This is a genomic window from Streptomyces sp. NPDC026500, from assembly GCF_055567635.1.
Map to the genome: position 1 here is coordinate 54,157 of NZ_JBVHQB010000002.1, position 21,702 is coordinate 75,858.

At 72.4% G+C, this 21,702-nt stretch carries 18 protein-coding genes; 7 read left to right on the forward strand and 11 right to left on the reverse strand.

Annotated features, from left to right (window positions below; all coding sequences use genetic code 11):
- Positions 1-62 precede the first annotated feature (62 nt).
- The 4 genes from ACZ4N5_RS03340 to ACZ4N5_RS03355 all read right to left on the reverse strand — a co-directional run bounded on the left by ACZ4N5_RS03340 (position 63) and on the right by ACZ4N5_RS03355 (position 4,722).
- Complete coding sequence (locus tag ACZ4N5_RS03340) at positions 63-1,283, reverse strand: hypothetical protein (RefSeq protein ID WP_467755440.1); 1,221 nt, start codon at positions 1,281-1,283, stop codon at positions 63-65.
- Between the two features lie 174 nt (positions 1,284-1,457).
- The gene (locus ACZ4N5_RS03345) at positions 1,458-3,089 is read right to left on the reverse strand and encodes a phospho-sugar mutase (protein ID WP_467755441.1); all 1,632 of its coding nucleotides are present in this window, start codon (positions 3,087-3,089) and stop codon (positions 1,458-1,460) included.
- Between the two features lie 84 nt (positions 3,090-3,173).
- A complete protein-coding gene (locus tag ACZ4N5_RS03350) occupies positions 3,174-3,998 on the reverse strand; it encodes a purine-nucleoside phosphorylase (protein WP_355851850.1) in 825 nt (274 codons plus the stop codon).
- A gap of 286 nt (positions 3,999-4,284) precedes the next feature.
- A complete protein-coding gene (locus tag ACZ4N5_RS03355; RefSeq protein ID WP_328553784.1) occupies positions 4,285-4,722 on the reverse strand; it encodes a gamma-glutamylcyclotransferase family protein in 438 nt (145 codons plus the stop codon).
- Positions 4,723-4,828: 106 nt separating this feature from the next.
- On the opposite strand from ACZ4N5_RS03355, the gene ACZ4N5_RS03360 reads away from it, so the two are divergent.
- Together ACZ4N5_RS03360 and ACZ4N5_RS03365 are read left to right on the forward strand one after the other, a co-directional pair.
- Positions 4,829-6,277 carry an NAD(P)H-quinone dehydrogenase gene (locus tag ACZ4N5_RS03360; protein WP_467755442.1) on the forward strand — a complete coding sequence of 483 codons (1,449 nt, stop codon included), beginning with the start codon at positions 4,829-4,831 and terminating at the stop codon, positions 6,275-6,277.
- Positions 6,278-6,480: 203 nt separating this feature from the next.
- Positions 6,481-7,413, forward strand: a complete 933-nt coding sequence (locus ACZ4N5_RS03365) for a DeoR/GlpR family DNA-binding transcription regulator (protein ID WP_467755443.1) — start codon at positions 6,481-6,483, stop codon at positions 7,411-7,413.
- A 124-nt stretch (positions 7,414-7,537) separates the two neighbouring features.
- On the opposite strand, the gene ACZ4N5_RS03370 is transcribed toward ACZ4N5_RS03365, so the two are convergent.
- Together ACZ4N5_RS03370 and ACZ4N5_RS03375 are read right to left on the reverse strand one after the other, a co-directional pair.
- The gene (locus ACZ4N5_RS03370) at positions 7,538-8,083 is read right to left on the reverse strand and encodes a TetR/AcrR family transcriptional regulator (RefSeq protein WP_467755444.1); all 546 of its coding nucleotides are present in this window, start codon (positions 8,081-8,083) and stop codon (positions 7,538-7,540) included.
- Between the two features lie 474 nt (positions 8,084-8,557).
- Positions 8,558-10,330, reverse strand: a complete 1,773-nt coding sequence (locus ACZ4N5_RS03375; RefSeq protein WP_467755445.1) for an acetyl/propionyl/methylcrotonyl-CoA carboxylase subunit alpha — start codon at positions 10,328-10,330, stop codon at positions 8,558-8,560.
- 355 nt (positions 10,331-10,685) lie between these two features.
- Between ACZ4N5_RS03375 and ACZ4N5_RS03380 the strand changes: the two genes are divergently transcribed.
- Positions 10,686-11,273 carry a hypothetical protein gene (locus tag ACZ4N5_RS03380; protein WP_467755446.1) on the forward strand — a complete coding sequence of 196 codons (588 nt, stop codon included), beginning with the start codon at positions 10,686-10,688 and terminating at the stop codon, positions 11,271-11,273.
- 477 nt (positions 11,274-11,750) lie between these two features.
- Here the strand turns inward: ACZ4N5_RS03380 and ACZ4N5_RS03385 are convergent, their stop codons facing one another.
- The 4 genes from ACZ4N5_RS03385 to ACZ4N5_RS03400 all read right to left on the reverse strand — a co-directional run bounded on the left by ACZ4N5_RS03385 (position 11,751) and on the right by ACZ4N5_RS03400 (position 14,694).
- Positions 11,751-12,371, reverse strand: coding sequence for a Maf family protein (locus tag ACZ4N5_RS03385; protein WP_467755447.1), 621 nt, complete (start codon positions 12,369-12,371; stop codon positions 11,751-11,753).
- Between the two features lie 119 nt (positions 12,372-12,490).
- Positions 12,491-12,619: a morphogenic membrane protein MmpB gene (gene mmpB / locus ACZ4N5_RS03390; protein WP_261710116.1), complete on the reverse strand. Its 129-nt coding sequence runs from the start codon at positions 12,617-12,619 to the stop codon at positions 12,491-12,493.
- Positions 12,620-12,860: 241 nt separating this feature from the next.
- Positions 12,861-13,070, reverse strand: a complete 210-nt coding sequence (locus ACZ4N5_RS03395; RefSeq protein WP_467755448.1) for an acyl-CoA carboxylase epsilon subunit — start codon at positions 13,068-13,070, stop codon at positions 12,861-12,863.
- 31 nt (positions 13,071-13,101) lie between these two features.
- Entirely contained in the window at positions 13,102-14,694 is a 1,593-nt protein-coding gene (locus ACZ4N5_RS03400; protein ID WP_467755449.1) for an acyl-CoA carboxylase subunit beta, read from the reverse strand.
- Positions 14,695-14,846: 152 nt separating this feature from the next.
- Here ACZ4N5_RS03400 and ACZ4N5_RS03405 point away from each other — a divergent pair, with 152 nt between their 5' ends.
- Positions 14,847-15,713, forward strand: coding sequence for a biotin--[acetyl-CoA-carboxylase] ligase (locus tag ACZ4N5_RS03405; RefSeq protein WP_467755450.1), 867 nt, complete (start codon positions 14,847-14,849; stop codon positions 15,711-15,713).
- Between the two features lie 573 nt (positions 15,714-16,286).
- A complete protein-coding gene (locus ACZ4N5_RS03410; RefSeq protein WP_467755866.1) occupies positions 16,287-17,369 on the forward strand; it encodes an adenylate/guanylate cyclase domain-containing protein in 1,083 nt (360 codons plus the stop codon).
- A 202-nt stretch (positions 17,370-17,571) separates the two neighbouring features.
- Here the strand turns inward: ACZ4N5_RS03410 and ACZ4N5_RS03415 are convergent, their stop codons facing one another.
- Complete coding sequence (locus ACZ4N5_RS03415) at positions 17,572-18,117, reverse strand: hypothetical protein (protein ID WP_467755451.1); 546 nt, start codon at positions 18,115-18,117, stop codon at positions 17,572-17,574.
- Between the two features lie 1,369 nt (positions 18,118-19,486).
- Between ACZ4N5_RS03415 and ACZ4N5_RS03420 the strand changes: the two genes are divergently transcribed.
- Both ACZ4N5_RS03420 and ACZ4N5_RS03425 read left to right on the forward strand, forming a co-directional pair.
- On the forward strand, positions 19,487-20,314 hold the full coding sequence (locus tag ACZ4N5_RS03420) for an enoyl-CoA hydratase/isomerase family protein (RefSeq protein WP_467755452.1): 828 nt from the start codon (positions 19,487-19,489) through the stop codon (positions 20,312-20,314).
- Positions 20,315-20,497: 183 nt separating this feature from the next.
- A complete protein-coding gene (locus tag ACZ4N5_RS03425; RefSeq protein ID WP_467755453.1) occupies positions 20,498-21,655 on the forward strand; it encodes a GGDEF domain-containing protein in 1,158 nt (385 codons plus the stop codon).
- The last annotated feature ends 47 nt before the right edge of the window (positions 21,656-21,702 follow it).

Sequence of the window (21,702 nt, forward strand, 5' to 3'; positions counted from 1 at the left end):
CGATCTGGTTTGTCGGTCCGGCTGGACCGACCCGGAGACGGTCGAGGTCGACATGGGCCCGGTCAGGGCGCGCTCGGCCACACCAGCAGCATGTACGCGCCGCAGTACGCCGAACCGAGCACCGCGGCCGTGAGGAACAGGGACCGGAAGCGGCGCGAGGCGCGGGCCAGGTGCAGGGCCGGGGGGAGCAGCAGCGGGAAGCCGGGGAGCAGGAAGCGGGCCCGCGGGAAGTAGACGCCGCCGCTGCCTAGGACGATCAGCAGCAGGATCCCGGTGAAGACCAGCAGCGGGAGCGGCTGACGGTCCGCCGCGGAGAGCACGTACAGCACCACCGCCGCCACCAGGGTCACGGTCACCATCACCAGGAACAGCTCGGGCGAGGAGTTCTGCGCCAGCACCTCCCGCATCCGGCGCACGGTCTCCGCACCGCCGTCCCACTCGTTGTGCCACAGCCGCTGTACGGCGAAGTAGCCGTCCCAGCGGCCCACCCGCAGGCCCACCCAGCCGACGTACGCGAGCCAGCCGGCCGGGGCCAGGGCGGCCGCCGCGAGCGCCCGGACCGAGAAGCCCCGGCGCAGCGACAGCAGCGCGGTCACGGCGACGGCGCCAGCCACCGCGACACCGGTGGGCCGGGTCAGCCCCGCCAGCGCCGCCAGCGAGGCGGCCCACAGCAGCCGGCCGGTGAGCACCGCGTACAGCGCCCACGCGGCGAACGCCGTGAACAGCGACTCCGTGTAGCCCATCCACTCGACCAGACCCACCGGCAGGGCGGCCCACAGCACGGTCAGCAGCACCCCCACGCGGCGGCCGTGCAGATGACTGCCCACCGCGTGGACGCCCCACGCGGCGAGGAACGAGCACCCGATCCCGATCGCCAGTCCGGTCGTCGCGCGCGAGCCGGGTGTCAGGGCCGCGACCGCCTTGACCAGGACCGGGTAGAGCGGGAAGAAGGCCAGGTTGTTCGCGTCGAACGCGTGGCCCAGGTGATGCTCGTAGCCGTGGTCGGCGATGCCGAGGTACCACTTCGCGTCCCACTGCGCCGCCAGGACCGGCCAGACGCCGTGGTGCCTGCGGTGGGCCCAGAGCGCGAGCGCGATCAGGCCGGTGAGGCGGACGGCCGCGTAGCCGAGGAGAGCGGGGGCCGCGTGCCGCAGAGAGGCGCGGAGCACGGTGAGGAGTCCGGCCGCGCCCGGCGCGCGCCGGGCGGTCGGAACGCCGGGGGCGCTCCCGCCCGGGGCGCTGTGGGGCGGGGCGGACGTCGGCCGGGAATCGGTCGAGGGCACGCGGCAGCTCCTGGGACTCGATGGTGCGCTACCGGTAACCGTTCCTCGGTCGTCCGGTGGCGCACGGGAGCGCTGCGTCAACTGCCCTGCGGAAATCACCCGTAAGAGGGTGGACGTGCGTGTCAGGACCCGGCGGGAGGCGGCGGACGGGCCGCCTCCCGCCGGGTTGGCGGCTCAGATACCGGCCGCGGCCGACAGGTCCCGCTTGATCGCCGTCAGCAGCTCGCCGGCCTTCGCGTGGGCCGCCGGGAGGTCGGCGTGGCCGCCGACGGGCACCACGACCTCCAGGTAGCACTTCAGCTTGGGCTCGGTGCCGCTCGGGCGGACGATGACCCGGGCGCCGTCCAGCGTGTAGCGCAGACCGTCCGTGGGCGGCAGCCGGTCCGTCCCCCGGGTCAGGTCCTCGGCCTTGGTGACGGCCAGACCCGCGAGCTCCGTGGGCGGCCGCTCGCGCAGCCGGCGCATGGCGTTCCCGATGACCGACAGGTCCTCCACCCGGACCGAGAGCTGGTCGGTGGCGTGCAGCCCGTACGCGACGGCGATGTCGTCGAGCAGATCGAGCAGGGTCCGGCCCCGCTCCTTGAGCTCGGAGGCCAGCTCGGTGATGAGGAGGGCGGCGGTGATGCCGTCCTTGTCCCGTACGCCGTCGGGGTCGACGCAGTAGCCGAGCGCCTCCTCGTACCCGTACCGCAGCCCCTCCACGCGGGCGATCCACTTGAAGCCGGTGAGCGTCTCCTCGTACGGCAGGCCCGCGCCCTCGGCGATCCGGCCGAGCAGGGAGGAGGAGACGATCGACTCGGCGAAGGTGCCGCGTACACCCCGGCGCACCAGGTGCTCGGCGAGCAGCGCGCCGACCTCGTCGCCGCGCAGCATCCGCCAGTCGGCGCCGGACTTCACGGCCACGGCGCACCGGTCGGCGTCCGGGTCGTTCGCGATGATCAGGTCGGGTTCCGCCGCGCGGGCCGCCGCGAAGGCGAGGTCCATCGCGCCGGGCTCCTCCGGGTTGGGGAAGGCGACGGTCGGGAAGTCCGGGTCGGGCTCGGCCTGTTCGGCGACGAGTACCGGCTCCGGGAAGCCGGCCCGGGCGAAGGCCGCGAGCAGGACGTCCTTGCCGACGCCGTGCATGGCCGTGTAGACGGTGCGGGCGGTGCGCGGCGAGCCCTCGGCGAGGACGGCGTCCGTACGGGCCAGGTAGGCGTCCAGGACGCCCTCGTCGAGGGTCTCCCAGCCGGAGTCGGGGCGGGGCGCGTCGGCGAGCGCGCGGACCGCGTCGATCTCGGCGGCGATCTCCGCGTCGGCCGGCGGGACGATCTGGGAACCGTCGCCGAGGTAGACCTTGTACCCGTTGTCGCGGGGCGGGTTGTGGCTGGCGGTGACCTCCACGCCCGCGACCGCGCCGAGGTGCCGTATGGCGTAGGCGAGGACGGGGGTGGGCAGCGGCCGGGGCAGGACGGCGGCGCGCAGGCCCGCGCCCGTCATCACGGCCGCGGTGTCCCGGGCGAAGTCCACGGACTTGTGACGGGCGTCGTAGCCGATCACGACGAGTCCGCCGGTCTCTCCCTTGGCCTTCAGATACGCGGCGAGTCCGGCCGCGGCCCTGATGACCACGGAGCGGTTCATCCGCATCGGTCCGGCGCCGAGTTCACCGCGCAGGCCCGCGGTGCCGAACTGGAGTGTGCCGCTGAAGCGGGCGGCCAGCTCGGTGACGTCCTCGGCGTCGACGAGCTTGGCGAGTTCGTCACGGGTCTCCGCGTCGGGGTCCTCGGCCAGCCACGCCTTGGCCCGCGCGATGAGTTCGTCCTGCACCTCGGGTGCACCTCTCTTCGGTCGTACGGTTCCGTGTACCCCGGGTCGTTCCGCCCCCGGCGCCGGGAGCGAACATCCCGTCGCCTACAGACGATCCAGTACCTGGGTCAGAAGTTCCCCCATGCGCGAGGCCGAGTCGCGGCCCGCCTGGAGGACTTCCTCGTGATTGAGGGGCTCGCCCGTCATACCGGCGGCGAGGTTGGTGACGAGGGAGATGCCGAGCACCTCGGCCCCCGCCTCGCGCGCGGCGATGGCCTCGAGCGTGGTCGACATGCCCACCAGGTCGGCCCCGATGACCCGGGCCATGCGGATCTCGGCCGGCGTCTCGTAGTGCGGGCCGGGGAACTGCGCGTAGACGCCCTCCTCCAGGGAGGGGTCGACCTCCTTGCACAACGCGCGCAGCCGCGGCGAGTACAGGTCGGTGAGGTCGACGAAGTTCGCGCCGATGATCGGCGAGGTGGCCGTCAGGTTGATGTGGTCGCTGATCAGCACGGGCTGGCCGGGGCGCATGCCCTCGCGCAGACCGCCGCAGCCGTTGGTGAGGACGATGGTCTTGCAGCCGGCGGCGACGGCGGTGCGTACGCCGTGCGCGACGGCGGCGACCCCGCGGCCCTCGTAGTAGTGGGTGCGGCCGAGGAAGACCAGGGCGCGCTTGTCGCCGATCCGGTACGAGCGGATCGTGCCGCCGTGGCCCTCGACCGCCGGCGGCGGGAAGCCGGGCAGCTCGGTGACCGGGAACTCGGCCTCGGGGGTGCCGAGGGCGTCCACGGCGGGAGCCCAGCCGGAGCCCATCACGAGGGCGACGTCATGGGTCTCGGCGCCCGTGAGCTCGCGCAGGCGCGTGGCGGCGGCGTCAGCGGCGGCATGGGGGTCGCCCTGGATGTCGTCCGGAAGAAGAGATGCGTTCACGCGCAAGAGGGTAGCCGGTCTGGGCCTACGCGCGTAGATGACGGAGCTCACGGTCTTGCGATCGTTGTCTTGTCGTTTCCGACAAAGAGGTGTCGGGGAGAGGGTGTCCGGACGGAGTGCCGCGCCGGACGAACGGCTGGAAAACGCCACCCCGCAGCGGCGCCCGAGGAGGTGCGCGGAGAGGCGCCCGGCGGAACGGGTCGAGTCGGGCAGGTGTGCGGGAAGACACCGCGGAGCTGCGCGGCAACGGCCGCGGAGCGGCGGAGCGCGCCGACGGAGGCGGACCTCAGCAGGGTCGCTTGCGGAGCTCCATGACGTAGTCGTGCGGGGCTCCCGCCGACTCGGCGGCGTCCGCGAGCTCGCCCAGGTAACGCGCCGAGGGCAGTCCCCCCTCGTACCCGTTCAGTACGTAGAGCCACGCGGCTTCCTCACCCTCCAGCGTGTGCACCCGTACACGCATCCGACGGTAGACGTCGAGGCCGACGCCCTCCCAGCGGTCCATGGAGTCCTCGTCCAGCGGCGCGATGTCGTACAGCGCCACGAAGACCTGGGACCGCGGCGCCTCGACGATCGTCGCGAGCGCGCCCTCCCAGCCCATGTGCTCGCCACCGAAGGTCAGCCGCCAGCCGTTCAGCCAGCCCGTGGCGCGCAGCGGCGAATGCGGGGCGCGGCGCGTCATGAGCCGCGGGTCGAGATTGCCGGCGTACGCGGCGTAGAGCGACATGGGTCGAGGGTACGGCAGCGACACGTACGCCTCTCGCGTAACAAAGTGGCTCGGATCCCCCGGACTCGGGGCCCCTGGGCGGAAGCACCTTGAAGCGTGCGGGACAATGGAGTACGTGACTCGGATCGTGATCATCGGTGGCGGACCCGGCGGATATGAAGCGGCGCTGGTAGCCGCGCAGCTCGGCGCGGAGGTGACCGTCGTCGACTGCGACGGTCTGGGCGGGGCGTCGGTGCTCACCGACTGCGTGCCGTCGAAGACTCTTATCGCCACGGCCGAGGTGATGACGACCTTCGACTCCTCCTACGAGGAGCTGGGGATCATCGTCGCCGACGACACCCCTCCCCTGGAGCAGGCCGCTCGCGTGGTCGGGGTCGACCTCGGCAAGGTCAACCGCCGCGTGAAGCGCCTCGCGCTCGCCCAGTCGCACGACATCACGGCCTCGGTGACCCGCGCCGGCGCCCGCGTCCTGCGCGGACGCGGCCGGCTGGAGGGCATGCAGTCCCTGGACGGCTCCCGCAAGGTCGTCGTGAGCGCCGCGGACGGCACCGAGGAGACCCTCGCCGCCGACGCCGTGCTCCTCGCCACCGGCGGGCACCCGCGCGAGCTGCCCGACGCGCAGCCCGACGGTGAGCGCATCCTGAACTGGACCCAGGTCTACGACCTCGACGAGCTGCCCGAGGAACTCATCGTGGTCGGTTCCGGTGTCACCGGTGCCGAGTTCGCCGGCGCCTACCAGGCGCTCGGCTCCCGCGTCACCCTCGTCTCCAGCCGCGACCGGGTGCTGCCGGGCGAGGACCCCGACGCCGCCGCCGTCCTGGAGGACGTCTTCCGCCGCCGCGGCATGAACGTCATGGCCCGCTCCCGCGCCGAGTCCGCCAAGCGGGTCGGCGACCGGGTCGAGGTCACGCTCTCCGACGGCCGGGTCATCAGCGGTACGCACTGCCTGATGGCCGTCGGCGCCATCCCGAACAGCACCGGGATGGGCCTGGAGGAGGCCGGCGTCAGGGTCCGCGACTCAGGACACATCTGGACGGACAGGGTCTCCCGCACGACCGCTCCGGGCGTGTACGCGGCCGGTGACGTGACCGGCGTCTTCGCCCTCGCGTCCGTCGCCGCCATGCAGGGCCGTATCGCCATGTACCACTTCCTCGGCGACGCGGTGGCCCCGCTGAACCTGAAGACGGTCTCCTCGAACGTCTTCACCGACCCCGAGATCGCCACCGTCGGCTACTCGCAGGCGGACGTCGACGCGGGCAAGATCGACGCCCGGGTCGTGAAGCTGCCGCTGCTGCGCAACCCGCGCGCCAAGATGCAGGGCATCCGCGACGGCTTCGTCAAGATCTTCTGCCGTCCCGGCACCGGCATCGTGGTCGGCGGTGTGGTCGTCTCCCCGCACGCCTCGGAGCTGATCCACCCCATCTCGATCGCGGTCGACAACAATCTGACGGTCGAACAGATCGCGAACGCGTTCACCGTCTACCCGTCCCTGTCCGGCTCGATCGCCGAGGTGGCACGGCAGTTGCACACCAGGAAGACCACGAGCGAGGGCTGACGGCCCCGGGCGACTCTCCGCTGGTCACGGGGAGTTGGTGACCGTGCGTACGGCATAGGCGGCGCGAGTAGGCACGTATACCACTCAGCTCCCTGCCATGCGAACAACTTCTGTTATTCGGCGCAAACTGCTGAAAGCAGACGGTCGTTGGGGTTACTGTCAGTTTCGTGTTCGCTGCAGAACGTCGCCAATTGATCCTCGAAATGGTGCGAGCGAATGGGGCCGTGTCGCTCCGTGAGCTCGCCCGCGTCGTCCAGACCTCCGAAGTGACCGTACGGCGGGACGTGCGCGCACTGGAGGCAGAAGGACTCCTCGACCGCCGGCACGGCGGTGCGGTATTGCCGGGCGGGTTTACGCGGGAGTCCGGCTTTCCGCAGAAATCGCATCTCGCGACCGCCGAGAAGACGGCCATCGCCGATCTCGCCGCGAGTCTCGTCGAAGAAGGCGAGGCCATCGTGGTGGGGGCGGGTACCACCACGCAGGAGCTGGCTCGCCGGCTCGCGCGGGTGCCCGGCCTGACCGTCGTCACCAACTCCCTGTTGGTGGCCCAGGCGTTGGCCCACGCCAACCGTGTGGAGGTCGTGATGACCGGCGGCACCCTGCGCGGTTCCAACTATGCCCTGGTCGGCTCGGGTGCGGAGCAGTCCCTCCAGGGGCTGCGTGTCTCCCGGGCGTTCCTCTCCGGGAGCGGTCTGACCGCCGAACGCGGACTCTCCACGTCCAACATGCTCTCGGCGTCCGTGGACCGCGCCCTCGTCCACGCGGCCGCGGAGGTCGTGGTCCTCGCCGACCACACCAAGCTCGGGACGGACACCATGTTCCAGACCGTGCCGACCGACCTCATCACGCGCCTGGTCACGGACGAGCCGCCCGCCCACGACGACCGCGCGGCCACCGAACTGCAGGCCCTGGCCGATCAGGGCGTACAGATCGCGGTGGCCGGGTCATCGGCATCGGGCGGCGCGGGAGGAGATCCGCTCCCGGCGGGGCGCCAGCCGCGCCGGGACGTACCGCTCCCGGGCCCGCGCCGCGGCCAGGTGGTCCCGGGCTCGGGACCGCAACTACGGAGCGCGACGGTGATGGGGGACCAGCCCCCGGCCGAAAGGGCACGGGTGGCCGACCTTCGACGCCGCTGAGCGGTGTCGGCGGGCCGTGCGGCCTGCGGCGTGTTTCCTCGTCGGGTCGGGTCGGGTCAGGTCGGGTCGATCAGGTCCGGTCAGGTCCGGTCGGGTCAGGACGGGACTGGTCGGTCAGGTCGGCTCACGGCTTCAGGCCGCGCAGTGTCAGGTTCAGCAGACGGTCGGCCAGCGCGGGGTCGTCCGCGGTTTCCTCCGCCGCCAGTGCGATCGCGTTGGTCAGCTGGAGGAGATCACCGATCGAGACGTCGGGACGTACGGCCCCCGACTCCTGGGCGCGGAGCAGCAGGGCGCTGCCCGCCTCACGCATCGGGCCGCTGCACCGGGCGAGGTGTGAACCGTCGTCCTGTGAGGCCGACAGGAGGGCGCGTGCGAGCCCTCGGTACTCACTCGCGTGCGTGATGATCTCGCGCAGCCACTCCACCAGGGCGGTGCACGGCTGCGGGGCGTCGAGCAGCTCACGCGAGCGGGCCAGCAGATCGCTCACGGCCTCCTCGAAGACCGCGCTCATCAGGGCGTGCCGATTCGGGAAGTGGCGGTACAGCGTGCCGATTCCGACACCCGCGCGCCGGGCCACGTCCTCCAGGGACGCGTCCGTGCCGTGCTCGGCGAAGGCGGAGCGCGCCTCGGTGAGCAGCCGCCCGTAGTTGCGCCGGGCGTCCGCGCGCATGACGCGCGGCGCTCCTGGACCCGGAGCGGGCCCGGACGTCCCGGCCCGCTCCCCCGTGGTCGCGCCCGACATGGCTTCCACCTGCCCTCCACCTGCCCTCTCCCGCCCGGCTGCGCTCCAGGATGCCACCGGCAGCTTCCGGACGGACGCCCACGGATTGCGCGGTGGACGGCTCGAAGCATCATTCCCGGTTGCGAGGACGGGGGGCCGAGCGCCGTCGTCGGGGCGGGGAACAGACTCGTACGGCGTCGTCGGGGCGGGGGCAGAGTCGTACGGCGTCGTCGGGGCGGGGACGGAGTCGTGCGGTGTCGTCGGGTTCTGCCGTCGTCAGGGTCGTACGGCGTCGTCAGGGTCGTGGGTTGTCGTCAGGTTCGTAGGCCGACGTCCGCACGGCGAAGCGCCCGGCGGGCCGCAGATGCGGTTCGCCGGGCGCTTCGGGTGAGATGAGGCGGGCGAGTCACCCGGCCGTGTTGCTCAGTCCTTGATTTCGCAGATGGGGGCGCCGGAGGTGACGGAGGCGCCGACCTCCGCGCTGAGGCCCTTGATGGTGCCGGAGCGGTGCGCGTTCAGGGGCTGTTCCATCTTCATGGCCTCCAGGACGACGATGAGATCGCCTTCCTTGACCTCCTGGCCCTCCTCGACGGCCACCTTGACGATGGTGCCCTGCATCGGGGAGGCGAGGGTGTCGCCGGAGGCGACCGGGCCGGACTTCTTGGCGGCGCGGCGCTTGGGCTTGGCGCCGGCGGCCAGGCCGGTGCGGGCCAGCGACATGCCCAGCGAGACGGGCAGCGAGACCTCCAGGCGCTTGCCGCCGACCTCGACGACCACCGTCTCGCGGCCGGGCTCGTCGTCGGTCTCGGCGTCGGCCGGGGCGGCGAACGGCTTGATCTCGTTGACGAACTCGGTCTCGATCCAGCGGGTGTGGACCGTGAACGGCTCGCTGGAGCCGGTCAGCTCGGGGGCGAACGCCGGATCGGTGACCACCGCGCGGTGGAAGGGGATCGCGGTCGCCATGCCCTCGACCTGGAACTCGGCCAGGGCGCGGGCGGCCCGCTGCAGGGCCTGCTGGCGGGTGGCGCCGGTGACGATCAGCTTGGCGAGCAGGGAGTCCCAGGCCGGGCCGATGACGCTGCCGGACTCGACGCCGGCGTCCAGGCGGACGCCGGGGCCGGTCGGTGCCGAGAAGGTGGTGACGGTGCCGGGGGCGGGCAGGAAGCCCCGGCCCGGGTCCTCGCCGTTGATACGGAACTCGATGGAGTGCCCGCGCAGTTCGGGATCGCCGTAGCCGAGCTCCTCGCCGTCGGCGATGCGGAACATCTCACGGACCAGGTCGATGCCGGCGACCTCCTCGGTGACCGGGTGCTCGACCTGCAGACGGGTGTTGACCTCCAGGAAGGAGATCGTGCCGTCCGTGCCGACCAGGAACTCCACGGTCCCGGCGCCGACGTAGCCGGCCTCCTTCAGGATCGCCTTGGAGGACGAGTACAGCTCCGCCACCTGCGCGTCCGAGAGGAACGGGGCCGGAGCCTCCTCGACCAGCTTCTGGTGGCGGCGCTGCAGCGAGCAGTCACGGGTGGAGACGACGACCACGTTGCCGTGGCGGTCGGCCAGGCACTGGGTCTCCACGTGCCGGGGCTTGTCGAGGTAGCGCTCCACGAAGCACTCGCCGCGCCCGAAGGCCGCGACCGCCTCGCGCACCGCCGACTCGTACAGCTCCGGCACCTCCTCCAGCGTGCGGGCCACCTTCAGACCGCGCCCGCCACCGCCGAAGGCGGCCTTGATCGCGATCGGCAGGCCGTGCTGCTCGGCGAACGCGACGACCTCGTCGGCACCCGAGACCGGGTCCGGGGTGCCGGCCACCAGCGGCGCACCCGCGCGCTGCGCGATGTGCCGGGCGGCGACCTTGTCACCCAGGTCGCGGATCGCCTGCGGCGGCGGACCGATCCAGATCAGCCCCGCGTCGAGAACGGCCTGGGCGAAGTCCGCGTTCTCCGAAAGAAAGCCGTAACCCGGATGGACGGCATCCGCGCCGGAGTCCTTGGCGGCCTGCAGCACCTTGGCGAAGTCCAGGTAACTGGTGGCCGGGGTGTCACCGCCCAGCGCGAACGCCTCGTCCGCCGCACGGACATGCAGAGCGTCCCGGTCCGGTTCCGCATACACGGCAACGCTCGCGATCCCGGCATCCCGACACGCTCGGGCCACGCGGACAGCGATTTCGCCACGGTTGGCGATGAGCACCTTGCGCACGATGGCTCCCTCCTTGAAAACAAGCCGAGTTTAGGGACAGCCAACACGACGTTTCGACCTGTCCCCAGTGGTGAGCTTGCCCACACGGAGCGTGATACGAGGCTCGCCCTACCCGCGAAATCCCTTGTCGTGCCAAGGCACGCCGGAATCCTTCACTGAACCCTAGCCCGCAGGTGTGGCCAAGGTCTCTGTGACTCCGTGCTGCGGCCCACAACGATTCTTTGTGGAGTCCCTACGAATGGCCCAACGATTCTTTGCCCTCGGCAGAACCCTTGTCCCGGGGTTTACCCGTTAGTAGCGTTCGGGATGTCTCGAACGTACTTGGGGTAACAGCACGCGGAAGTGGGTGGGGCCGGTGGTGCGCAGACCGGTGGTGTGGGTGGCGGCGATCGTGCTCTTCGTGGAGGCGATAGGTATCGCACTCCTCAACTGGTTCCTCGGCGTGGTCGTCGATCGCCAGGACATGTCCCTGGCGGGACTCGACTCCGACATGATGTCGCTGTCGTCGAAGGTCGGCGGACTGCTCTTCGGCCTCTACTTCGTGGCATGCGCCGTGTCGGCCCTGCTGGTCGCGCTCCGCGAACGTCCTCCGGGGCTTCTCGGGCGTGTCCTGCTGATCAGCGCCGCCGTGGTGCACGGGCTGCTCGGCGCCTTCACGGTGGGCCTGGTGGGCTGGGGTGCCTTCGTCTTCATGATGGTGGTGCTCGCGCTGATCGTGTTCACCCTCCTGGCGTACGACCGTCGGGAGACGGGCCCTGTCGACGCCGCGCCGGAGATCGGCGGGAACGGCGACGGCGAGGGGGAGGGCGCCGAAGCGGGGAGCTCCGGCCCGGGGGAACCTGTTCCCGCCGGGAGCGTCGACCTGGGGAAGGGCGCCGACGCGCAGGGCGCCGCCGAAGCGGATGCCGCGGTGACGCCGCCTCCGGCGCCGTCGGCCTCCTGACGGCTCCCTCGGCCGCCTCGGCGTTCGCTCGGCCACCTGGCCGCCCTCCGGGCGCGGTCAGGGCTTTCGCGTGGGCCGACGCCCTTCCGGCCGGCCGGAACCTTCCGGCCGACTGCCTGACTGCCTGACTGCCTGACTGGCTGACGGAACGGCAGGCCATCCGCCCGGCTGTCCGGCTGGTCCCGTTCCGGGCGTCTGGCCGTTTCCGTTCCGGCTGCCCGGCTGCCCGGCTGCCCGGCTGTCCGGCTGTCCGGTCGTTCCTGTACCGGGTGTCCGGGTGTTTGGGCGTTCAGGTGTCCGGCCAGTTCCGTTCGCGGTGTCCGGGCGTTCAGGCGTTCAGGTGCCCGGCCAGTTCCGTTCACGGTGTCCGGGCGTTCAGGTGTTCAGGCGTCCGGACGGCAACTTCCCTCGGCTGTACGGCCGTTGCCGTTGCGGTCGGGCGGGGCAGCCCTGGCCGACCGCCCCGGGCCGCGGTCCTCACTGCTCGCCGGGTGTCCACAACTCCGTGATGCCGACGCCCAGTTCGGCGAGCAGCCTGCGCACCAGCGGGAGCGAGATGCCGATGACGTTGCCGTGGTCGCCGTCGATGCCCTCGATGAAGGGGGCCGAGCGGCCGTCGAGGGTGAACGCGCCCGCCACATGCAGGGGTTCGCCCGAGGCGACGTATGCAGCGATCTCCGCGTCGGTCGGCTCGCCGAAGCGGACCACGGTCGAGGCGGTGCCGGACTCCCACCGCTTCTGCGTCGTGTCCCAGACGCAGTGCCCCGTCTGGAGGGTGCCCGCCCGGCCGCGCATCGCCTTCCAGCGAGCGGTGGCCTCCTCGGCGTCCGCGGGCTTGCCGAGGGCCTCGCCGTCCAGATCCAGCACCGAGTCGCAGCCGATCACCAGCGCGCCCTGGACCTCGGGCCGGGCCGCCACGACGGAGGCCTTCGCCTCGGCCAGCGCGAGGGCGAGTTCAGCGGGGGTGGGTGCGGTGACGGCGTCCTCGTCGACCCCGCTCACGATCACCTCGGGGGCGAGTCCGGCCTGCCGCAGCAGGTTGAGCCGGGCGGGGGACTGTGAGGCGAGCACGAGACGGCGGCGCGGCTGATCGGTCATGCGATCAGGGTATCGGCGCCGATCGGCCCCTGCCTCGGTCGGCATTCGCTCGACGCGGGCGGAGCGGGACGGTGGTGGTGCCTGCGGACCGGATCGGGGGGCATGGGGAGCCGGCCGGGTCAGCGGATTCCCAGCAGGGTCATCGCGACCACCATGGCCAGTGCCAGGAGAACGCCCAGGCGTCGCAACATGTCCTGCATGTCGCGGAGATCCTTGGGGGGTTCGTTCTCCGGGTCGGACCACAGCATGCCCCCGATCGTGCGACGGAGGGCTGCCGGGCGCCTGAGTACGCGTACTCAACTTGCGTACATCCTGTGTAAACGGGTCTGAGGTTTCTTTAGTGCCCAGCGTGGTCGGCAGGGCCCCGGCGTGGTCAGCGACCCGGCGTTGAGGGAGTGAGGTGCGGTCGTGGAGCGCCTTCCAGCGCAGCACGCTGCGCCGTCCCGGCCGGGCCAGGGCGGTTCCTGGCCGGCCGGGACGGGGCGGTTCCTAGCCCGGCCAGTAGCTGCGGCCCCACGTCGTCGGGCCCGGCCGGGGGAGCCGGTGCGCGGCGATACGGGCGGGGTCGGCCCAGGAGTCACGCGGCCCGGACGCGCCGGACGGGGCGGATGCCACCGCCGCGGCGCGTGCCCGAACCACCGCCAGTGCGGCGGCCAGCTCCTCCGGGGTCGGATTGCCCCGTACGACCTTTATCGTCATGTCTGCTCCCAGGATCCGGGTCTGCGGGGTTCTAGAGAGGGATGTTGCCGTGCTTCTTCGGGGGCAGTGATGCCCGCTTCGTGCGCAGCTGACGCAGGCCGCGTACGACGTGGGAGCGGGTCTGCGACGGCATGATCACGCCGTCGATGTAACCGCGCTCGGCCGCCGTGTACGGGTTCAGCAGCGTGTCCTCGTACTCCTGGATCAGCCGGGCCCGGGTGGCTTCCTGGTCCTCAGCGGCCGCGATGGTGCGGCGGTGCAGGATGTTCACCGCGCCCTGCGCGCCCATGACCGCGATCTGCGCGGTGGGCCAGGCGAGGTTGAGGTCGGCGCCCAGGTGCTTGGAGCCCATGACGTCGTAGGCGCCGCCGAAGGCCTTGCGGGTGATGATGGTGATCAGCGGGACGGTCGCCTCGGCGTACGCGTAGATCAGCTTGGCGCCGCGGCGGATGATGCCGGTGTGCTCCTGGTCGACGCCCGGGAGGAAGCCGGGCACGTCCACGAAGGTCAGGACGGGCACGTTGAAGGCGTCGCAGGTGCGCACGAAGCGGGCGGCCTTCTCGCTCGCGTCGATGTCCAGACAGCCGGCGAACTGCATCGGCTGGTTGGCGACGATGCCCACCGGGTGGCCCTCGACCCGGCCGAAGCCGGTGAGGATGTTCGGCGCGAACAGCGCCTGCGTCTCGAAGAACTCGGCGTCGTCCAGGACGTGTTCGATCACCGTGTGCATGTCGTACGGCTGGTTCGCGCTGTCCGGCACGATGGTGTCCAGCTCGCGGTCCTCGTCCGTGAGGGTGAGGTCCGCCTCCTCCGGGAACACCGGGGGCTCGCTGAGGTTGTTGGACGGCAGGTACGACAGCAGCTGCTTGACGTACTCGATGGCGTCCTTCTCGTCGCCCGCCATGTGATGGGCCACGCCGGAGACGGCGTTGTGCGTGCGGGCGCCGCCCAGCTCCTCGAAGCCGACGTCCTCGCCCGTGACCGTCTTGATGACGTCCGGACCGGTGATGAACATGTGCGAGGTCTGGTCGACCATCACCGTGAAGTCGGTGATGGCGGGGGAGTACACCGCGCCGCCCGCGCACGGGCCGACGACCAGGCTGATCTGCGGGATGACACCGGACGCGTGCGTGTTGCGGCGGAAGATCTCGCCGTACATGCCGAGCGCGCTGACGCCCTCCTGGATCCGCGCGCCACCCGAGTCGTTGATGCCGATGACCGGGCAGCCGGTCTTCAGCGCGAAGTCCATCGCCTTCATGATCTTCTGGCCGAAGACCTCGCCGAGGGCACCGCCGAAAACCGTGAAGTCCTGGGAGAACACGGCGATCGGGCGTCCGTCGACCGTGCCGTAGCCGGTGACCACACCGTCGCCGTAAGGGCGGTTGTTCTCCAGCCCGAAGTCGGTCGACCGGTGCCGCGCGAACTCGTCGAACTCGACGAAGGAACCGTCGTCCATCAGCAGTTCGATGCGCTCACGAGCCGTCAACTTGCCCTTGGCGTGCTGCTTTTCGACGGCGCGCTCCGAGCCGGCGTGCGTCGCTTCTTGAATGCGGCGCTGCAGATCCGCGAGCTTGCCCGCGGTGGTGTGGATGTCGGGGTGGTGCAGCTCTTCCGGCTCGGACATCGGGATGCGGCTCCCTGCCTGCTCTAAGGGGACGTGAGGGTGACGTGCTCAGAAAATGCGGTGCTCAGAAGGGGGGCTTGCTACTCATCCGTAGCGTAGTGGCGTGCCTATCGATCGGCAGTGCGGCGTTTACCACACCTAGGCTGGGTTGCATGACGCCGCGAGATGCAGCAGACGCGAACGAAAACCGGTGGTCCGACCTGGACCGTCCGCCGCTCAACGGGGCCGCCCTGCGCCGGGCGCTGGTCCGTGACGACGGCCTCTGGTGCGACGTGGAGGTGGTGGAGCGCACCGGGTCGACCAACTCGGACCTGGTCGGCCTCGTCACCAAGGAGAACGCCGAAGAAGGCGCGGTCCTCGTGGCCGAGGAACAGAACGCCGGGCGCGGCCGCTTGGACCGCCAGTGGACGGCACCGGCCCGCTCGGGCCTCTTCTTCTCCGTAGTACTGAAGCCCGTCGGCGTTCCCGTCACGCGCTGGGGCTGGCTGCCGCTGCTCACCGGTGTCGCCGTCGCGACGGCGCTCTCGCGCTCCGCCGGGGTCGACACGTCACTCAAGTGGCCCAACGACCTGCTGGTCACCGTGGACGGCGAGGAACGCAAGGCCGGCGGCATCCTCGCCGAGCGCGCGGGCACCGACGCGGTCGTGGTCGGCATCGGCATCAATGTCTCGTTGCGCGCCGACGAGCTGCCCGTGCCGGGCGCCGGATCCCTGGGGCTGGCGGGTGCGACGACCACGGACCGTGACACCGTGCTGCGGGCCGTGCTGCGCTCCCTCGAGCAGTGGTACGGGCGCTGGCGCGACGCGGCAGGCGATCCCGCAGCCTCCGGCCTCCAGGCCACCTACGCGGCCGGGTGTGCGACGCTCGGGCGCACGGTCCGGGCCGAGCTGCCCGGAGGCCGGTCGCTCGTCGGGGAGGCGGTGGCCGTGGACGGGGACGGGCGGCTCGTCATCGCGACGGCGGACGGCGTACAGGAGCCGGTGGGGGCCGGGGACGTGGTGCATCTGCGAGCGGTGTGAGGGGATGGGTCTTCGAGAGGTTCGAGAGATCGGTCCGCGAGCGGTGTGCGGGATCGGTCCGCGAGCGGTGTGAAGGGACGGCCCGGGGGTGGTGTGACGGCACGGGGCGGTGGGCGGTGTGAGCCCTCGGCACCGTCTCCGACCTCGGTCGCGCCATCGGGAGTGAGCCAGCGCACACCTGCCGTAGAGTTGAGCGCGGTCGATACCTGACCACGGCAGATCGGAAGGGCAGCAGGAGTGACCGTCGACGACACCGGCTCCGGCACGGGTGCCCACCCCGCCCCCGACGGCGAGCCGGGCCGTACCGCCGGGCCGGTCACGGACGCGACACCCGCACGGGCCGCCGCGGACGGCGACGCCCGGCCGGACGCCCGTCCCGACGCCGGGACCGGCACCCGCCCGGAGGACCGCTTGAACCACCGCCCGGAAGACCGCTCGGACGCGGAAACCGGCATCCACAGGGACGACCACTTCGACGTGGGGAGCGACATCCGCAGGGACGACCGCAGGGACGAGGGGGCCGACGCACGGCCGGACGTCCGGCGCGACGCGCGGCACGAGGCGAACGGCCGGGTGGACCCCCAGGCCGAGCCGGACTCCGGGGAGGACCCGCTCGCGCTGCGCCTGGAGGGGCTCATCCTCGGCGCCGAGCGGCGCTACACCCCGTTCCAGGCGGCCCGCAGCGCGGGCGTGTCCATGGAGCTGGCCTCCCGCTTCTGGCGGGCGATGGGCTTCGCCGACATCGGCCAGGCCAAGGCGCTGACCGAGGCGGACGTACTGGCTCTGCGCCGCCTCGCCGGTCTCGTCGAGGCGGGCCTGCTGAGCGAGGCCATGGCCGTCCAGGTCGCCCGGTCCACCGGGCAGACCACCGCCCGTCTGGCCGAATGGCAGATCGATTCCTTTCTGGAGGGTCTGACCGAGCCCCCGGAACCGGGGATGACGCGCACCGAGGTGACGTACCCCCTGATCGAACTGCTTCTGCCCGAGCTGGAGGAGTTCCTCGTCTACGTCTGGCGCCGCCAGCTCGCCGCCGCCACCGGCCGGGTCGTGCAGGCGGCGGACGACGAGGAGATGGTCGACCGCCGTCTCGCCGTCGGCTTCGCGGACCTGGTCGGCTTCACCCGGCTGACGCGCCGCATGGAGGAAGAGGAGCTCGGCGAACTCGTCGAGGCCTTCGAGACCACCGCGGCGGACCTGGTGGCGGCCCACGGGGGTCGGCTCATCAAGACACTGGGCGACGAGGTGCTCTACTCCGCGGACGACGCCGGTGTCGCCGCCGAGATCGCGTTGCGGCTCATCGAGACGATGGCGAACGACGAGACGATGCCGGAGCTGCGCGTCGGCATCGCCTTCGGCACGGTGACCACCCGGATGGGCGACGTGTTCGGTACGACCGTGAACCTGGCGAGCCGCCTCACGTCGATAGCGCCGCGGGACGCCGTCCTCGTCGACGGAGCCTTCGCGGAGGAGCTGACCCGCACCGGTGACGCTCCCGCCTCCGAGGCGGAGGCCGCCGAGGCCGCGGCCACGGCGGAGAAGGAGGGCGAGGAACCCCCCTCGTACCGCTTCGCGCTCCAGCCGATGTGGCAGCGGCCCGTTCGTGGACTCGGCGTCATCGAACCGTGGCTGCTGGCCCGCCGCGCCGACGAGTCGTAGCACTTCCCCTCAACCGAGCCGAGCCGAGCAAGGCCTTGCGAACAGGGCCTTCGCCGGGCACGGCTGTGGCGCGTGTCCGGCCGCGTCGAGCTCCGCCGGTCCGTGCTGGTTCGTGAGCCCGGTCGGTGCGCCGGTACGCCCGCCGGGGGCGCACGGCAGGTACGTACGTCGGCCGGTCGCCCGCCGGACGCCTCGCCCCGGGTCATTCGCCGTGGCCGGGTGACAGCAACCCGTTCACGCAGATTCCTACGATCGGTACGCACACGTTCGGCGGCTGGTGCGGCGGCGCCGGCGCGGGGGTGGTCGGGGACGGGGGCGGCGTGTGCCGCGGGGTCGTAGCGGTGGGGGCCGGTGTCGACGGCCGGGGCGGTGGTGTCGTCATGGGGGCCGTGGGGATGCCGGTGCTGCCCGGTGCGGTGGTGGCGGGGGCCTCGCCGCGGGCCGCCGGGATCACGGCGGGGGTCGTCGGGATCGACGTCGGGATCGAGGCCGGGATCCGGCCGGTGTCCGAGGTGGGCGCCGGGCTCGTCCCGCCCATCGCGGCGCTCGCCGGTGCGGCCCCGGGGTGCGTGGGCGTGGGCATGGCCTCGACGGTGGGCACGGCGTCGTCCGCCGCGTCGGTGTCCGTGGCCGTCGCGACCGGCTCCGCCTCCGCGTTCCCTCCGCCCCCGGTCACCGCGTCCGGTGTCATCCGGGTCAGGCTCAGCACTCCCGCGGCGAGCGCGAGTCCCCCTACGGCGAAGAGCACCCGGCGCGGCCGGGGTCGGCGGTGCCGGCCCCGGACGGCATGGAGCCGGACGGGTGCGGGGTCGTTGTCGCCGGGTGCGTCGGCGGGCCCGCGGACGCCGGACGACCGCGGCGCCGGAACGATCCCTCGCCCCCGACCAGCGCGATCCGCCCCGACCTCCACCCTCTGGGTGCCTGTCGTGGCGCCGGCCTCCACCCTCTGAGCGCCTGCCGGGGTCCCGGCCTCCACCCTCTGGGTGCCTGTCGCGGTCCCGGATTCCGGCCCCTGAGCGCCTGGCGCCGTTCCAGCTCCGCGTGCTCGCGTGGCCGCCACGGCGCCGGCCGTCAGCCCTCTGGGTGCGGTGGCCCAGATCTTTGCGGCCCTGGCCGGCGTGGCCCCGGCCCTCCCGGCGCCGGCTGCTCCGGAGCCGGGCTTCGTGGCTCCTGTTGCCGCAGTCCGTGTGTCCGGGCCACCGGCCTCAGCGGACCTGACGTCCGCGGCCCCGGCCTGCCCGGCGTCGGCCGCCGGTGCGGTGCGGGTCGCCGTGGCCCGGGCGTCGATGGCGCCCGGCGTCGTCGTGCCGACCGTCAAGGGTCGGGTGGCCGTGGCGTCGGCTTTCGTGGCTCCAGCCGGGGAGGACCCGGCCGCCCCGACCCCGGTGTTCCCGCTTCCGGTCGTTGCGGCGCCGGTCTCCATGGCCCTCGCGCTGCCCGCCCGCGCGGCGCCGGTCGCCGTGCCCCCTGCGTCGGCGTCACCCGTCGTGGCCCCCGCTGCCGTCACGTCGTTCTTCGTGGTGGGGGCCCCGGCGGTGCCCGTCCGCACGGTGGTCGTTCGCACGGTGGTCGCGTTCAGGGCGCCGAACGCGGTGGCGCTGAGCGGCTTGGGGGCGGACATCGCCGTGCTGAGCGGCGTGACGCGGATCCACTGGGTATCCGCCGGTGGGGCTTCGGCCGTCGCGGCCCCGGCCGATGAGGACCCGGCCGTCGTGGAGTGGCACCGCTGGGGGCCGACTGCCGTGGAGCGGGACGCCGCCGAGTTCGACGGTGCCGCTGTGCCGGTCGGTGGCGGGCAGCCCGTCAGGGTGTCGGGCGCGGTGGCCTCGGACGCCCTGGGGGCCGGCGGTCGCTTGAGTGTGCGTCGCGGGCCCGGCCGGGTGCTGGTGGCCTGCGGTGTTTCGCGGTTCGTCATGGTCGTCCCTCCCCGGTGTGCCGGTGTCCCGAATGCGCTTCGGCGGTGCGCAGGTTATGCGCGGTCTGGGGGCGGAGAAACGGAGTTGGGCGGTATGTCACTCGAACGAGGAGGTACGGCACGAGGGGCGGGTTTCGCCGGACGGCCTCGGCTGCGATGATCGGGGCGTCGATAGTTAACCCGCGTTAACCGGGAGGATGTCATGGCGCAGCAACGGGCGGACCAGGGGACGGAGTCGGACGAGCGGAGGTTCGGGGAGTTCGTCGCCGTACGGCGCCACGGGCACGTCGCCGAGCTCGTCCTCGACCGGCCGAAGGCCATGAACGCCGTGTCCACGGACATGGCGCGTTCAATCGCCGGTGCCTGCGACGCCCTCGCGGCCGACCGGGACGTACGCGTGGTCGTGCTCACCTCCACCCACGAGCGTGCCTTCTGCGTCGGCGCCGACCTGAAGGAGCGCAACTCCTTCACCGATGCCGAGCTGGTGCGCCAGCGGCCGGTCGCGCGAGCCGCGTACACCGGTGTCCTGGAGCTGCCGATGCCGACCGTCGCCGCTGTGCACGGTTTCGCGCTGGGCGGCGGGTTCGAGCTGGCGCTGTCCTGCGACCTGATCGTGGCCGACCGTACGGCGGTCGTCGGACTGCCCGAGGTGTCCGTCGGCGTGATCCCCGGAGGCGGCGGTACGCAGCTGCTGCCGCGCCGGGTCGGCGCCGCGCGCGCGGCCGAGCTCATCTTCTCGGCCCGGCGTCTGGAGGCGGCCGAGGCGCGGGAGTTGGGGCTGGTGGACGAGCTGGTGGAGGCGGGGCAGGACAGGGCGGAAGCGCTCGCGATGGCGGCCCGTGTCGCCGCGAATTCCCCGGTCGGGCTGCGCGCCGCCAAGCGTGCCCTGCGGCTCGGTCACGGACTCGACCTGCGCGCCGGTCTGGAGGTCGAGGACGCGGCCTGGCGGTCCGTCGCCTTCTCCGGGGACCGGGCGGAGGGGGTCGCCGCGTTCAACGAGAAGCGCAAGCCGGAGTGGCCGGGGCAGTGACCCCTGCGATCCGCCGTTTCCCGGCCTGATTCCGGTTCAGCCCACGGTCTGGTCCGCAGCCCGGTCCTCGGTCCGGTCCGTAGCCCGGTCCACGGTCCGTTCCCCGGTTCGGGTCACGCGGCTCGGACCCCTGTTCGCCCTACCAATGTCCCAAATGTGAGCAAATATCCCTAGCCTGGGGTGATGGGTGAGGACGATCGGCTGAGGGCCGTGGTGACGCTGGCGCAGGGAATGGCGGCGGCGCGCACCCCGCGGGAGTCGTGGCGGGCCGCGGCGCTCGGCGCATGTCACGCGCTGGCCGGGAGCTTCGCCGCGCTCTCCTTGTGGGAGCGCGAACTCGGCCGGCTGCGGGTGCTCGCCAACGTGGGCGACCGCGCCCCGGACGAGGACGAGTTCCCCGACGGGGAGGCGTACCCGGTGCACCAGTTCCCGGAGATCACCGAGTTCCTGCACGAGCGATGGGCGGGCGGCGGCGGACCCAACGCCTGGGTCGAGACCGCCGACGGCCCGGCGGCCGGTCCCGCCGGATACTGCCACCAGCGTGTCGCCGCGCTGCGCAGGCGCGGGCGCGGCTGCTGTGTCGTCGCGCCGATCGTGCTGCACGGACGGGCCTGGGGCGAGCTCTACGTGGCCCGTCCGGTCGGCGCCCCCGTCTTCGGCCGGGCCGACGCCGACTTCGCGACCGTCCTCGCCTCCGTGGTCGCCGCAGGGATCGCCCAGACCGAGCGCCTGGAGGAGGCCCGGCGCCTCGCCTACACCGACGCCCTGACCGGACTGGCCAACCGCCGCGCCGTGGACGTACGTCTCGACGAGGCCGTCGAGCGGCACAAGGAGGACGGCGCCGTGGTCAGTCTCGTCGTCTGCGACCTCAACGGGCTCAAGCGCGTCAACGACACCCGGGGGCACGCCGTCGGCGACCGGCTCCTCGAACGGTTCGGGTCGGTGCTCTCGCTGTGCGGGGCCATGCTCCCGGGCACCCTCGCCGCGCGGCTGGGCGGCGACGAGTTCTGTCTGCTGGCGGTGGGCCCGCCGGCGGACGAAGTGGTCCGTATCGCCGACGAACTCTGCCGCCGCGCGTCCGAGTTGGAGCTGGGGGAGGGCGTGGCGTGCGGGGTCGCCTCGACCGAGGACCCGATCGGCCCCGTACGGTCGGCGCGCCGGCTGTTCCGGCTGGCGGACGCGGCCCAGTACCGCGCGAAGGCCGTCCGGGCCGCGAAGCCCGTGGTCGCCGGGCGCGAGGGTCCCGACGATCCCGTCGTACGCCTGGCGGACGCGCCGTCGCCCACGGTGGGTGAACGCCGCAGGTTCCGCGGCCGGCACGACCGGCCTCAGGCGCCATGACGATGCGACCGGCCCCGTACGCCATGACGATATGGGTGGGCTCGCCG